The following is a 13,049-nucleotide window of genomic DNA, read 5'->3' as shown; positions in this document are numbered from 1 at the left end:
CGTCAGAGCTTTGCGTCCCCAATTGCTTTCAGTTGCGTCTGGAGAGACATCCGATCGATCGATTCGATCGGAAGCGACGTAAACACGGAGAGTCGGTTGGTTATGGCATCGGCTGCCCGGCGAAAGGCGGCGAGCTTTTGGAGTTCCGAGCCTTCGACAATAGCAGGATCGTCGATCCCCCAGTGTGCGGTAAACGGCTGACCCGGCCAAGACGGACACTGCTCGCCGGTGAGGGTGTCGCAAACTGTGAACACAAAATCCATCGCAATACGGTTTTCCCCCCTGAACTCATCCCAACTCTTGGGTCGCAGGTCAGCGATCGGGCATTCCATCTTCTGCAGCGTCACAAGCGCCAAGGGATGAACTACAGTTGCCGGCAGATTACCGGCGGAGAACGCCTTAAACCGGTCGGGCGCCATATCGCGGAGGATAGCCTCTGCCATGATCGACCGTGCCGAGTTTGCCCGGCAGAGAAAAAGAACGTTGAAGACCCTCGTTGCCGGTTGGCCGGATGCGATTTCGGCTTGAGCACGCTTGCCGGGAAGGGGAGACAAGTCTGTCGCCAGAAACTCGACAAGCCGCCAGACGAGCTCCGTATTTGGACGGTAAATTATCGTGGTGCCGACACGTTGCGTCTGTACCAGACCTGCTCGCTTCAACACGTTGAGATGTGATGACATCGTATTCTGGGGAATATCAAGCAATTTGCCGATATCGCCTGACGGCAATCCGTCCACCGCGTGATCGAGAAGGAGGCGAAGTGCGTCGAGTCGAGTGGCTTGGGCAATCGCCGCAAACGCTTCTACGATAGCTGATTTTTCCATAAGTCTGGATATATCGATTTTCATGTCCGGAAGCAAGGATCGTTCACTGCCGTCACATACGATATTTCCGTATTTCTGGAAATATACAGAATTGTCATATTCCTGTAGCGGAAGTGCCGAATAAGCGGGTGACCCTTTCTGGATCAATGGAGAACCCGATGAAGAAGCTCGCGGCCGTCCTGGCTCTTTCCGTAGCATTTGCAATGCCTGCCCAGGCGGAATTCAAACTCGATGCTCGTTACACGGACGCTAATGGCGACATGGTCGCCGACATTCCGACTGACAAGGATAAGCTGGTCGATCCGGCAACGCTCGTCTTCGCCTATACGCCGGTCGAAGACCCGGCCGTTTATGCCGACGTCTGGAAGGGCTTCCTCGATCATCTCGCCGAGAAGACCGGCAAGAAGGTCCAGTTCTTCCCGGTTCAGGAGAACGCGGCACAGATCGAGGCCATGCGTGCGGGTCGTCTGCACGTCTCGGGCTTCAACACCGGCTCCAATCCGATCGCCGTCGCCTGTGCCGGCTTCCGCCCCTTCGCCATGATGGCGTCCAAGGATGGTGCCTTCGGTTACGAAATGGAAATCATCACCTATCCCGGCTCGGGTATTGAGAAAATCGAAGACGTAAAGGGCAAGAAGCTCGCCTTCACCGCAGAGACGTCAAACTCCGGCTTCAAGGCTCCTTCTGCGCTGTTGAAGTCGGAATACAAGCTCGTAGCGGGGAGCGACTTCGAGCCAGTGTTCTCCGGCAAGCATGATAACTCGATCCTCGGCGTCGCAAACAAGGACTATCCTGCTGCCGCTATCGCGAACTCCGTGATGAAGCGAATGGTTGCTCGCGATGTTGTCAAGAAAGACCAGCTTGTCTCTATCTTCAAGTCGCAGACTTTCCCGACCACCGGCTATGGCGTCGCCCATAACCTCACCCCGGAATTGCAGGAAAAGATCAAGGATGCGTTCTTCTCATACAATTGGGAAGGATCGGCGCTGCTGAAGGAGTTCCAGACTTCCGAACCGCCGCAGGAGGCGTTCATCCCGATCACTTTCAAGGATCAATGGGCCGTTATCCGCCAGATCGATGACGCGAACGGCGTATCCTACACCTGCAAATAATCACGGGCCGATCTATTGGGCACCGGGTCGTGAAGGCCCGGTGTCCTTCTATTCTGCAAAGGCAGGGAACGATAATGCTTAGAATTTCAGAGCTGACAAAAACATATAAGACCGGTGACAAGGCTCTCAAGAGCATCAGCCTCGAAATTCCAGCGGGTCAGGTGGTCGGGTTGATCGGCCCGTCGGGCGCCGGAAAATCGAGCCTCATCCGCTGCATCAACCGTTTGATTGAGCCGAGCGCCGGCAAGATTTTTCTCGGCGACCTTGACGTCACTGCTCTGTCCAGAAGTGAACTGCGTGTGGCGCGCCGCCGGATCGGCATGATTTTCCAGGAATATGCGCTGGTCGAGCGGCTGACCGTGATGGAAAACGTCCTATCCGGGCGGCTTGGCTACGTACCGTTCTGGCGCAGCTTCTTCCGCCGTTACCCCTCCGCCTATGTCGAAAGTGCTTTCGCGCTTCTGGATCGCGTCGGCTTGACGGCCCATGCTGACAAGCGCGCCGATGCCCTATCGGGCGGCCAGCGCCAGCGTGTCGGTATTGCACGCGCTCTTGAGCAAGACCCGGAACTTCTCCTGATCGACGAACCGACGGCGTCCCTCGATCCAAAAACCTCTCGGCAGATCATGCGCCTGATCGTCGAAATTTCACGGGAACGTGGTCTGCCGGCCATCATCAACATTCACGATGTCCTGCTCGCGCAGGCATTCGTCGAACGCATCATCGGGTTGCGCGCCGGAGAAGTCGTATTCGATGGCACGCCGGACATGCTCGATAATGCCGCCCTGACACGCATTTACGGCGAAGAGGACTGGGCAGCGATGCAGAAGCAGGTCGAAAGCGACGTCCAGGAAGAACGTATCGCAGCCGCAGAGCGCGAACGCGCCGACCAACGCATGGCGGGTGTGGTCTGATGGTCCATGCCGACATGAAAACCTATCCGACGACATGGCGACGCCCGCCGCTGTTCATCAGGAACGCAGGCCTGCGCTGGCTCGTCTATGGCGGAGCGCTGGCCTACCTGCTGCTCGCCACTGCTAGCATCGACGTCAACTGGTTGAGGGCCTATGAGGGTCTCGATCGTGGCTGGCGCTTCCTGCAGGGTTTTCTGGTTCCCGACTTCACCTCGCGCTGGCGCGATATCGCCGCCGGACTGCAGGAAAGCCTGACCATGACCGTCTGTTCGACGATCGTCGGTATCCTCATATCGATCCCGATCGGCGTCGGCGCGGCTCGTAATCTGGCGCCAGCGGCCATCTACTATGTCTGCCGTTCGATCATTGCCGTATCGCGCGCCTTTCAGGAAATCATCATCGCCATCCTGCTCGTCGCCATGTTCGGCTTCGGTCCTTTTGCAGGCTTCCTCACGCTGGCTTTCTCAACGATCGGATTCATCGCCAAGCTGCTCGCCGAAGCCATCGAGGAAATCGACGAAAAGCAGGCAGAGGCGATCCGCGCGACCGGTGCTTCCTGGCTGCAACTCGTCAATTACGCGGTTCAGCCGCAGGTCATGCCCCGGCTGATCGGCCTGTCGCTTTATCGTTTCGACATTAACTTCCGCGAGTCGGCTGTCATCGGTATCGTCGGGGCCGGGGGCATCGGGGCGACGTTGAACACGTCCATTGACCGCTACGAATACGACAGCGCGGGTGCCGTTCTTATTCTCATCATCGTCATCGTCATGCTGGCCGAATACGGTTCGAGCCTCATTCGCAAACGGATTCAGTAATGCCGGTTTCCAACGCAATCCACGGCGGCAAGAGCTGGCGCAAACTTCCAGCGCGCACCGAACTTCTACAATGGCTGGGCTGGTTCGCGCTCGTCGCGCTCTTCATGTTCTGCTGGCAAATTATGACGAAGGACACGATCTGGGCCTTCGTTCAGGACGCCCCGAGGCAAGGCGGCGATATCCTGTCCCGAGCCTTCCCGCCGCGCCTGTCCTATGTGAGCGAATTGCTGGTCCCGCTCTGGGACACGCTTAATATGGCGACCCTAGGCACGCTTGCCGGCACCATGCTCGCCGTACCGATCGCCTTCCTTGCTGCCCGAAACACGACGCCCAGCCTGCTTTTCCTGAGGCCCGTTGCGCTGTTTCTCATTGTCGCGTCGCGGTCCATCAACTCTCTGATCTGGGCGCTGCTTCTCGTTTCCATTTTAGGGCCGGGACTGCTAGCCGGCATCATCGCTATCGCGTTGCGCTCGATCGGCTTCGTCGGGAAACTTCTCTACGAGGCCATCGAGGAAATCGATCAATCCCAGGTCGAGGCTGTGGAAGCGAGCGGCGCAAGCCGAATGCAGGTGATCGATTATGCGATCGTGCCGCAGGTTTTGCCTTCGTTTCTCGGCATGACTGTGTTCAGATGGGATATCAACATCCGCGAATCGGCCATTCTCGGCCTCGTTGGCGCGGGCGGTCTCGGGTTGAAGCTGCAATCGTCGCTCAACATGCTGGCCTGGCCGCAGGTGACGACGATCTTCGTTCTTATACTCGTCACGGTGTTGGTCTCGGAGTGGATCTCGGCCGCGGTGCGCAAAGTGATCATGTGAGCTTCCCCACGTAGGCGCGCTGCGGCCAGCCGCAGTGTCGTCAGCTAGTTACGTTGGGGTTTTGTATCCGCGTTATCCATCGTTCCTGTGCCTCAGACTCGATTGTACCTGGCCTCACATCACGTACTAGAGTTATGGCTTCGCTGGGTTCGTATGAGAGCGCAGTAAGCAGGTCTGCGGCAATCATTCCCGTGCGGCCCAGCCCGCCCCAACAATGAATTGCGACGAACTTTCCATCGGCAATACGGTCGATAAGTATAAAACGTACCGACTTCCAATCGCTCGCTTCGTCAGGAATACTGTTTGGCATGACAGGAAGTCGTATCCATTCTATCGCACTCGACCGCATCACTTCCGAAAAGCCAGCAAGGTCCGGAAACTCTTGATCCTGCATCAGGCTGACAACGACATCTACGCCCAATTCTTTCAACTTGCTGACTTCGGCCAATATGCTGTCGCTTCTGCCGGGACATGGCATCATTCCTATGGTGCCGCCGCCTGGGACCTCGATGCGTGAAAGGGGCATTATGGGGGCAGTCGTCATTTTCCACTTTCTGCTTCTCATTGATAATTATGCGGCAGACCTGACCGGATCTGCTGCGAGCTCCTTAAAATTCCTCCCACGCCTCACTCTTGAGTGCTGAGCCTGCCGACCCGGACGAGGAAGCGCGAGTGACATTGGCTATCACGCGCCGTACAGGCAAGGCGTGCGTCACAGTCCCATTTTCAAGCCGGAGCGAACCCGCTGTCGATTTCGAAAATCGGGAGGTGCTGGTCAGATCGCTATTCAAGGCGCTTTCCAGCCTAAATCTTCCAATGAGCGTGACGAGATTGTCTGCTTCCGCCGAAAGCTTGTGGGTTGAAGCATTGGCTTCTTCGACCATAGCCGCGTTCTGCTGGGTGACGTGATCCATCTGATTCACGGCGCTGCTGACTTCGGCCAAGCCTGTCGATTGTTCCCGCGCAGCGGTGGCTATGGCCTGAATGTGATCGTTGATCTTTAAAACCTGAGTTTCAATTGTGTTGAGTGCGGAACCCGTTTCTTGTACCAGCTTGACCCCCATTGCCACTTCAGAGCCTGATTTTGAAATCAGTTGCTTGATGTCTTTTGCGGCGGACGCTGCTCGCTGCGCCAGCTCACGAACTTCCTGCGCCACAACCGCAAAGCCTTTGCCAGCCTCTCCGGCTCGTGCGGCCTCGACACCCGCGTTCAAAGCCAGAAGATTGGTTTGGAAGGCGATCTCATCGATCACGTTGGTGATCTGGCCGATCTCGACCGAAGCTTGCTCGATGCGGCCCATGGCATCGACGGCGGTCTTAACCACGGTTGAAGACTGAGCCGCGCTCTTCTTGGCATCACTGACGAACAGTGTCGCCTCTTGGGCGCGATCGCTGGACTGGCGAACCGCCGAGGTGATCTCATCCAGAGCGGCGGATGTTTGCTCAAGTGCCGCCGCCTGTTGCTCGGTTCGCTTCGACAAATCATCAGCAGCCGACCTCAGTTCAGATGAGTTGCCATTGATGGTATCGCTGGTCGTCCGAACTTCTCTCAAGGTTCGTTGCAATGTGGCGAGGGTCTCGTTCACATTCGTCTGAAGCTCTGCGAAAGCTCCCTGGAATCGGCCCGTCATGCTTTCTGTAAGGTCGCCGGTCGCCAGGGATGCTATGACTCTTCTCGTCTCGTTGATCCCGCCATCGACACTTTCTACGAGTGCATTTACGCTTCCAGCAAATCTATTCAGGTCTGGATCGTTATAGTCTTTTTCGATTCTCCCGGTGAAATCGCCTGCTGCGGCCGCGGCTACAACAGTTGCGATGCTCGATTGCAATTCGGCGCTTTTACCGCGAAGAACAGCTTCTTGCGCATTAAGGTCTCGAACAGCTAGTCCATTTCTTTTGAACACTTCAACCGCACCGGCCATCGAGCCAATCTCATCCGCCCGATCGGCAAACGGAACTTCGACGCTAAGATCACCCGCCGCCAGTGCCGCCATTTTATTTGTCAGCGTTGTGATGCGGCCGGTCATTCCCAACACCATGTAGACGATGAATGCGCCTAGCAGCGAAAATGCAACAATCGCAATCGCTGCAACTGTCAGAAACATCCGGTGCATTGGACCAAGCAATTCTGACGCTTCCTGCTCAACGACGATCGTCCAGCCGGAATCATAAAATGGCATGGAAACACCCAGCATTTCTTTCCCCGTAGGACCCGTATAAAAGCCCATTGCCTCGCGGCATCCCGTGGTGCAGTTGCCGCTCGTGACGTATTTTCCGCTGGACGAGCAAACAACTCCAGCCGTCATCATGGTCAGTTGCCATGGTTCCTGGCTACCCTTTGCGGACAATACCGCATTCGGGATGACTCGAGACTCGGTGATCATCACGTTATCTTTGTTGACGATGTAATAGTCGAACGTCTTGCCGATACCCGCAAGATAGAATGCGCCAGCTCCGCCCTCAAGGTTGCCAATCTCACCGTCGACAATGTTGCTCAACATCAGTGCGTTGGCATGGACATAGACAGTCCCGCGGTCGGTTGTGGCTGCGAAAGTCAAGACCGCGTTGCCGGAGCTATCGCGCCAAACATCGGAATAGCCTGGCTTGACGTCAATATTTTTGTCGAAGCTTTGGCCGATGCGTTTCTGGTCCGAAGAGGCCACGATCTTGTCGCCGACGATGTAGTCAATGTATTGGTAGACGTTGGTTGCCGCGATGTGCCGCGAGCCGCTCTTGATCTCATCCTTGAAAGGGTGATCTTCAATATCGAAGACATCGGATTTCACGATGCGCGCAAAGTGATCTGAGAGTTGGGCCGGGTTGAGGTGTTCGGCCAGCCCAGCCAATTGCTTAGCTTGCTTTTCGTTCTGGCCGAGAAACCGAATGACGCCCTGCTGTTTAGCATCGACGAAATTCATCAGTCCACCGAGCGACGTTCCCACTTCTTGCCAGTAAAAATTATAGGCGAAATAACCGCCGAGCCCGGCGACTAGTGGGATAAACATGAGGAACAGCGCAAAGAATCGCGTTCTCAGACTTTTCGAAAATGGAATGAGCGGCTGATTTGCGTAGTTTGACACGTGGATCCCCCTAGTTTCAGAAGGACTATATTGGGGTTCTACAGTTAATTTTTCGATATTATCGTCACAGAAGAATCATATTGATGTTGCTATATTCGTATATACGTAGCAAAAGGACAATTTTTGACCTGGTTAAGTCGGAGTAACTCAGGTTATCGGGAATTTATATTATAGCAAAAATAAATTAACTAAATAATACTGCACATAATTTCGGCATTTATTTCAGCGATGTTCGGAAATCCGAACACTTCCGGATATTCTCATCGCCGCCGTATCGCGCTTTCTGTATGTGTGCGCCATCGGCTAATTAGCAGGGCGTGCCGAGTGAGTTACCCTTTTCTAGGCATCGCACCATCGAATAAACGCCTCACGCGGTCTGCGTCGTTCGGGAGTTTCTTGCGGGGCGTTGCTGATCGCAGTCGTGGCGAGAATGTTCAAAGCGCTGAAGCAGCCGGCTCTTAAAAGAGATGGGCGCGTCGTATGGACCGATGATCCGTCCTTCGGTGTTTCGATCCTCAAATGCCTGTTCTGCTCTAATCCCATCATTCAGGACGACGCCGCACCCTTTGGCGAGAGCTAGTAAACGGCAAAATAAACGCGAGCCAATTGACTTTGTCCACATTTCCAGTAATCTGGATATATGGAACAGGAAAATGCAATTCTCGCCCTCGCGGCACTCGCCCAGCCAACCCGGCTCGAAACTTTTCGTCTTCTCGTCAAACACGAACCCGATGGCTTGCCCGCGGGCGATATCGCTCGTGCGCTCATCGTGCCACAAAATACGATGTCCGCGCACCTTAACATTCTGTCACGTGCAGGGCTGGTTTCGTCCCAGCGTCGAAGCAGGGTCATTACGTACCGCGCAGAGATGGAGAGACTGCGAGAATTGACGCTATTTCTCCTCAAGGATTGTTGTGGCGGCAACGCAGAACTCTGCGCCCCGCTTATCGCTGAACTCACTCCATGTTGCATCCCGGAAAAGGTACTCTCATGACCGAAAAGACATTCAACGTGCTGTTTCTGTGCACGGGAAACTCGGCACGCTCGATACTGGCTGAGTCCATTCTCAACAAGGAAGGTGCTGGCCGGTTTGTCGCCTATTCGGCTGGCAGTCAGCCAAAGGGCGAAGTCAATCCGCACGCTCTCAAGGAGTTGGCTGCTCTTGGTTATCCGTCGACCGGCTTCTCCTCGAAAAGTTGGGACGTATTCGCCGATCCGGGTGCTCCGCAGATGGATTTCATCTTCACGGTCTGCGACAGCGCGGCTGGTGAAGCATGTCCGGTTTGGCTCGGCCATCCAATGACCGCTCACTGGGGTATTGAAGATCCCGCAGCCGCTACAGGCTCAGAGATGGAAGTGCAGCGCGCCTTCGCCCAAGCGGCCCGTTTCCTGAAAAACAGGATCGCGGCGTTTCTTAGCCTGCCGTTGGAATCGCTTGATCGCATGGCGCTCGAGACAAGGTTGCGGCAAATTGGCACCATCGATGGGTCCACCAATCCTGAACGGACTTCAGCCTGATATCCAGACGGTAGGTTGAGCGGAGCGACAGAGCCGACGGCTCGTGCTTTTCGGTGCTGACGGCACACCTTACATGAGAAGATCGCGCCAGCCCCGGATGCTGGCGACATAGTTCAAATTCATCTGACAAAGGGTCCAATTTTAATGGGCAACCAAACTGACATCGTCATCTACCACAATCCCGAATGCGGCACCTCGCGCAACACGTTGGCCATGATCCGCAACGCGGGCATCGAACCACATGTGGTCGAGTATCTTAAAACGCCGCCCTCCCGGCCGCTCTTGGAACAATTGATTGTTCGCATGGGGATTTCCCCACGCGAACTACTTCGAGAAAAGGGAACGCCGTACTCCGAGCTCGGGCTCAGCGACACATCTTTGACGGATGCGCAACTTGTCGATGCTATGATGGAGCATCCCATTCTCATCAACCGTCCGATCGTCGTCACGCCATTGGGCGTTAAACTCTGCCGTCCATCGGAAGCTGTGCTCGATATTCTGCCGGCTGAGCAGAGGGCGGCTTTCACCAAGGAAGATGGTGAGGTCGTCGTCGACGAAGCCGGCCGCCGCGTCATCTAGTCTGAAACTTTCAATCCGAACTCGTGTCACCGCAATCTTCCTGTGAAGACTGCGGACGATGTTTCTTTGCCAGGGAGAACGCAAATGCGTCCCAAGGAACCAACACTTCGCCTTTCTTTCCTCGACCGCTACCTGACGGTCTGGATTTTCGCAGCCATGGCACTCGGCGTGCTTCTCGGCACAGTTTTTACCGGCCTGCCAGCCGCGCTCGACAGCCTCTCCGTCGGAACGACCAACATTCCGATTGCCATCGGTCTCATCCTGATGATGTATCCACCTTTGGCAAAGGTCCGCTTTGACGATCGGTATTTCCCTGCTACAGAACTGGATCATCGGTCCGGTCCTGATGTTTGCCCTGGCGGTGATTTTTCTACGGGATTATCCCGAATACATGACAGGCCTGATCCTGATCGGTCTTGCGCGCTGCATCGCCATGGTGCTGGTCTGGAACCAGCTTGCCAAGGGTGACAACCAATATGTTGCGGGCCTCGTCGCCTTCAATTCGATTTTCCAGATTCTGTTTTTCAGCGTTTACGCTTGGTTCTTCCTTACTTTCTTGCCGCCTCTGTTTGGCCTTGAAGGTAGCGTTATCGACGTGTCGTTCTGGACGATCGCCGAGGCCGTGCTGATTTATCTCGGAATCCCGTTCCTCGCGGGCTATCTGTCCCGCCGTATCTTGACCGCGAGCAAAGGTCGCGACTGGTACGAGAACGTTTTCCTGCCCAAAATCAGCCCGATCACGCTGGCTGCGCTGCTGTTTACTATTGTGGCGATGTTCAGCCTCAAGGGCGGCGATGTCGTCAGACTGCCTGGCGACGTAGTAATGATTGCGATCCCGCTGACGATTTACTTTATCGTTATGTTTCTGGTCAGCTTCTGGATGGCAAAATCGGTCGGAACCAGCTACCCGAGAACGACTGCCGTTGCCTTTACAGCCGCAGGCAACAATTTCGAACTCGCGATTGCCGTTGCCATCGCTGCATTCGGTCTGGCCTCTCCGGTCGCCTTCGCTGCGGTTATCGGTCCTCTCGTTGAGGTTCCAGTTCTGATCCTACTCGTGCAAATGGCGCTTTGGATGGGTCGAAAGTATTTTGTCAGGACGGCAGGCAGCCCCGCGGAATAAAAACGGGGAGGGATCGCAATGACTTCCGAAACTTGTGATGTCGTTGTGATTGGCGCCGGGCAAGCAGGCCTGGCGTCAGCATACTACCTGCGTCGCGCCAGCCTCAGTTTCGTGATGCTCGATGCAGACGATGGGCCGGGTGGCGCATGGAGACATGGATGGAATTCGCTCCATCTGTTCTCACCGGCATCGTTCAGTTCGCTGCCCGGCTGGATGATGCCATCGAGAACCAAAGCTAGCTATCCGGCAAAGAGTGAGGTGATCGATTATCTGACGCGCTACGAGGAGCGATATAAGTTTCCTATAGAGCGCCCCATGGTCGTCACATCCGTCAGAAGCGTTGATGGAGCTTTGGAAGTGATCGCAGATAAAGGACGGTGGCGAGCACGAGCAGTTTTGAGCACGACTGGCAGTTGGCGCCACCCGTTTATTCCAGAATATCCCAACGCCGCCGATTTTACAGGCCAGCAAATCCATTCTGCTAACTATGTTTCTGCTGACGAATTTGCGGGCAAGCACGTCGCCATTGTCGGTGGTGGAAATTCCGGTGCCCAAATTCTGGCAGAGGTATCGACGGTCGCTAAAACCATCTGGGTGACGCCTCAGCCTCCGATCTTTTTGCCGGACGACGTCGATGGGCACGTGCTATTTCAACGCGCGACCGCCCGCGCTCTTGGAAAGGACGATGGGTCTCCAACCGGCGGCCTTGGCGACATCGTCATGGTACCACCTGTCAGAGACGCAAGAGACCGGGGTGCACTCGGATCTGTACGGCCATTCTTGCGTTTTCATGAACAAGGCGTCATATGGCAGGACGGAACAAGCAGTGATTTTGATGCGGTCATCTGGTGCACCGGGTTTCGTCCAGCGCTGGATCACCTCCGTGATCTCGATGTCGTCAGGCCGGATGGTCAAGTCGAGGTCAAGGATGGACAATCGCTGAAACAGTCTCGCCTTTGGCTTGCCGGTTATGGAAGCTGGACAGGCGCAGCGTCTGCCACGCTGCTCGGAGCGGGAAGGACGGCGCGAGATATGATCCCTCGGCTGGTTGCATCGCTACAGTGATGGCGAGGGTAGAGCCGATACGATCTCGAGAAGCCTAGTAGTTGCGCCAGGCGCCACCGGATCGGTCGGCGGCTTCCAGTATCAGGAAATCGATCTGCTGCTGCGGAAGGTGCCAACCTGTCGCCAGGCCAGCCTGACCACCAGCAATGATAAGTGTCTGAAAAGTCTCCACGCTCAATTTCCGATGGTCAAATGTTTGCGAATACGAATGCAAGTAAAGCGAGCGGAGCTGTAAGCTGCTCCCGTTTTATCGGCGGCCCCTTTACTCGCGAGGCCCGCGAGGCGAAATCGTTTGCTTTGGGCAAAAAACAGTCCAACTGACGGTGCTGGTCGCACCGCCCTGGAACTAAGTTGGTAATGGAGCGACGGCCCAATAGAGCCGTTGGGCCAGTTCGATGCCTTCCATAACCCGCATACGTCTTCGACCCAGCATTATGATGGCGCTGGCTGTTGGTCACTTTTGGGGCTGCTTCTGCCAGATGGTGACAAGATTAAAGGGATTTTAGGCTAACCCGTTGTTCGAGCTTCGCAGCATCCTCTTTTCTCTCGCTGTAGCGGTCGGTCAAATAGTCGGATGCGTCACGCGTAAGTAGCGTAAATTTGACGAGTTCCTCGCAAACATCGACGACGCGGTCGTAATAGGCCGATGGCTTCATGCGGCCGTCCCCATCGAATTCCTGCCACGCTTTTGCGACCGACGACTGATTTGGGATGGTAATCATGCGCATCCAGCGACCTAAAACACGCATTTGGTTGAGGGCGTTAAACGACTGTGATCCGCCGGACACTTGCATGACCGCAAGTGTCTTGCCCTGCGTGGGACGCACAGAACCGGTCGTCAAAGGAATCCAATCAATCTGCGCTTTCATAATGCCGGACATCGCCCCATGGCGCTCGGGGCTGACCCAAACCTGACCTTCTGACCAGAGCGAGAGCTCACGCAACTCCGCAACTTTCGGATCGGTCTCCGGCGCCCCATCAGGTAGGGGTAGCCCTTCCGGATTGAAAAATCGAACTTCGCATCCGAGGTGTTCGAGAAGACGACCTGCTTCCTCGGCCAGAAGACGGCTGAAAGAAATTTTTCGAAGCGAGCCATACAGGATGAGGATGCGTGGCTTGTGCACTGAAAATGTGGGACGAAGCGCTGTCAGGTCAGGCTGGCGAATAAAGTCAATCGATGCTGCCGGTATATCGGCCATGT

13 protein-coding genes and 1 pseudogene are annotated in these 13,049 nt (G+C 55.5%); 9 read left to right on the top strand and 5 right to left on the bottom strand.

The window, feature by feature from the left end:
* Nucleotides 1-2 precede the first annotated feature (2 nt).
* The gene (locus F9K91_RS19070; protein WP_235913282.1) at nucleotides 3-971 is read right to left on the bottom strand and encodes a metalloregulator ArsR/SmtB family transcription factor; all 969 of its coding nucleotides are present in this window, start codon (nucleotides 969-971) and stop codon (nucleotides 3-5) included.
* Nucleotides 972-982: 11 nt separating this feature from the next.
* On the opposite strand from F9K91_RS19070, the gene phnD reads away from it, so the two are divergent.
* The 4 genes from phnD to phnE (F9K91_RS19050) all read left to right on the top strand — a co-directional run bounded on the left by phnD (nucleotide 983) and on the right by phnE (F9K91_RS19050) (nucleotide 4,483).
* Entirely contained in the window at nucleotides 983-1,936 is a 954-nt protein-coding gene (gene phnD / locus F9K91_RS19065) for a phosphate/phosphite/phosphonate ABC transporter substrate-binding protein (protein ID WP_151678470.1), read from the top strand.
* Between the two features lie 74 nt (nucleotides 1,937-2,010).
* Nucleotides 2,011-2,850, top strand: coding sequence for a phosphonate ABC transporter ATP-binding protein (gene phnC / locus F9K91_RS19060; RefSeq protein ID WP_151678469.1), 840 nt, complete (start codon nucleotides 2,011-2,013; stop codon nucleotides 2,848-2,850).
* The gene (gene phnE / locus F9K91_RS19055; protein WP_151678468.1) at nucleotides 2,850-3,665 is read left to right on the top strand and encodes a phosphonate ABC transporter, permease protein PhnE; all 816 of its coding nucleotides are present in this window, start codon (nucleotides 2,850-2,852) and stop codon (nucleotides 3,663-3,665) included. The genes phnC and phnE (F9K91_RS19055) overlap by 1 nt, the downstream gene beginning before the upstream one ends.
* Nucleotides 3,665-4,483: a phosphonate ABC transporter, permease protein PhnE gene (phnE, locus tag F9K91_RS19050; protein ID WP_151678467.1), complete on the top strand. Its 819-nt coding sequence runs from the start codon at nucleotides 3,665-3,667 to the stop codon at nucleotides 4,481-4,483. Before phnE (F9K91_RS19055) ends, phnE (F9K91_RS19050) begins: the two co-directional genes overlap by 1 nt.
* 40 nt (nucleotides 4,484-4,523) lie before the next feature.
* Here the strand turns inward: phnE (F9K91_RS19050) and F9K91_RS19045 are convergent, their stop codons facing one another.
* Nucleotides 4,524-5,027: a phosphatase domain-containing protein gene (locus F9K91_RS19045; RefSeq protein ID WP_151678466.1), complete on the bottom strand. Its 504-nt coding sequence runs from the start codon at nucleotides 5,025-5,027 to the stop codon at nucleotides 4,524-4,526.
* Between the two features lie 64 nt (nucleotides 5,028-5,091).
* Complete coding sequence (locus tag F9K91_RS19040) at nucleotides 5,092-7,488, bottom strand: methyl-accepting chemotaxis protein (protein WP_151678493.1); 2,397 nt, start codon at nucleotides 7,486-7,488, stop codon at nucleotides 5,092-5,094.
* Nucleotides 7,489-8,203: 715 nt separating this feature from the next.
* Here F9K91_RS19040 and F9K91_RS19035 point away from each other — a divergent pair.
* From F9K91_RS19035 to F9K91_RS19015, 5 genes and pseudogenes are all read left to right on the top strand, one after another.
* The gene (locus F9K91_RS19035) at nucleotides 8,204-8,557 is read left to right on the top strand and encodes an ArsR/SmtB family transcription factor (RefSeq protein WP_151678465.1); all 354 of its coding nucleotides are present in this window, start codon (nucleotides 8,204-8,206) and stop codon (nucleotides 8,555-8,557) included.
* Entirely contained in the window at nucleotides 8,554-9,081 is a 528-nt protein-coding gene (locus F9K91_RS19030) for an arsenate reductase ArsC (RefSeq protein WP_151678464.1), read from the top strand. The genes F9K91_RS19035 and F9K91_RS19030 overlap by 4 nt, the downstream gene beginning before the upstream one ends.
* 144 nt (nucleotides 9,082-9,225) lie before the next feature.
* Complete coding sequence (gene arsC / locus F9K91_RS19025; RefSeq protein ID WP_151678463.1) at nucleotides 9,226-9,660, top strand: arsenate reductase (glutaredoxin); 435 nt, start codon at nucleotides 9,226-9,228, stop codon at nucleotides 9,658-9,660.
* Between the two features lie 84 nt (nucleotides 9,661-9,744).
* A pseudogene (gene arsB / locus F9K91_RS19020) lies at nucleotides 9,745-10,783 on the top strand (ACR3 family arsenite efflux transporter).
* Nucleotides 10,784-10,801: 18 nt separating this feature from the next.
* A complete protein-coding gene (locus tag F9K91_RS19015; protein ID WP_151678462.1) occupies nucleotides 10,802-11,848 on the top strand; it encodes an ArsO family NAD(P)H-dependent flavin-containing monooxygenase in 1,047 nt (348 codons plus the stop codon).
* A gap of 34 nt (nucleotides 11,849-11,882) precedes the next feature.
* Here the strand turns inward: F9K91_RS19015 and F9K91_RS19010 are convergent, their stop codons facing one another.
* Together F9K91_RS19010 and arsH are read right to left on the bottom strand one after the other, a co-directional pair.
* Complete coding sequence (locus F9K91_RS19010; RefSeq protein WP_235913280.1) at nucleotides 11,883-12,020, bottom strand: NAD(P)-binding protein; 138 nt, start codon at nucleotides 12,018-12,020, stop codon at nucleotides 11,883-11,885.
* Nucleotides 12,021-12,339: 319 nt separating this feature from the next.
* Nucleotides 12,340-13,047, bottom strand: coding sequence for an arsenical resistance protein ArsH (gene arsH / locus F9K91_RS19005; protein WP_151678461.1), 708 nt, complete (start codon nucleotides 13,045-13,047; stop codon nucleotides 12,340-12,342).
* Between the last annotated feature and the right edge of the window lie 2 nt (nucleotides 13,048-13,049).

The organism is Brucella tritici, from assembly GCF_008932295.1.
In the GTDB taxonomy this organism is placed as follows: domain Bacteria; phylum Pseudomonadota; class Alphaproteobacteria; order Rhizobiales; family Rhizobiaceae; genus Brucella; species Brucella tritici.
Note: the sequence above shows the minus strand (reverse complement) of the source record. Positions and strands in the feature narration are given on the sequence as shown.

Bases quoted from the DNA above. Each gene is read 5' to 3' on its own strand.
- F9K91_RS19035 (WP_151678465.1), top strand. From the start codon at position 8,204: ATGGAACAGGAAAATGCAATTCTCGCCCTCGCGGCACTCGCCCAGCCA.
- F9K91_RS19045 (WP_151678466.1), bottom strand. From the start codon at position 5,027: ATGACGACTGCCCCCATAATGCCCCTTTCACGCATCGAGGTCCCAGGC.
- phnC (WP_151678469.1), top strand. From the start codon at position 2,011: ATGCTTAGAATTTCAGAGCTGACAAAAACATATAAGACCGGTGACAAG.
- arsC (WP_151678463.1), top strand. From the start codon at position 9,226: ATGGGCAACCAAACTGACATCGTCATCTACCACAATCCCGAATGCGGC.
- F9K91_RS19015 (WP_151678462.1), top strand. From the start codon at position 10,802: ATGACTTCCGAAACTTGTGATGTCGTTGTGATTGGCGCCGGGCAAGCA.
- phnE (WP_151678468.1), top strand. From the start codon at position 2,850: ATGGTCCATGCCGACATGAAAACCTATCCGACGACATGGCGACGCCCG.
- phnD (WP_151678470.1), top strand. From the start codon at position 983: ATGAAGAAGCTCGCGGCCGTCCTGGCTCTTTCCGTAGCATTTGCAATG.
- phnE (WP_151678467.1), top strand. From the start codon at position 3,665: ATGCCGGTTTCCAACGCAATCCACGGCGGCAAGAGCTGGCGCAAACTT.
- F9K91_RS19030 (WP_151678464.1), top strand. From the start codon at position 8,554: ATGACCGAAAAGACATTCAACGTGCTGTTTCTGTGCACGGGAAACTCG.
- F9K91_RS19040 (WP_151678493.1), bottom strand. From the start codon at position 7,488: ATGTTTATCCCACTAGTCGCCGGGCTCGGCGGTTATTTCGCCTATAAT.
- arsH (WP_151678461.1), bottom strand. From the start codon at position 13,047: ATGGCCGATATACCGGCAGCATCGATTGACTTTATTCGCCAGCCTGAC.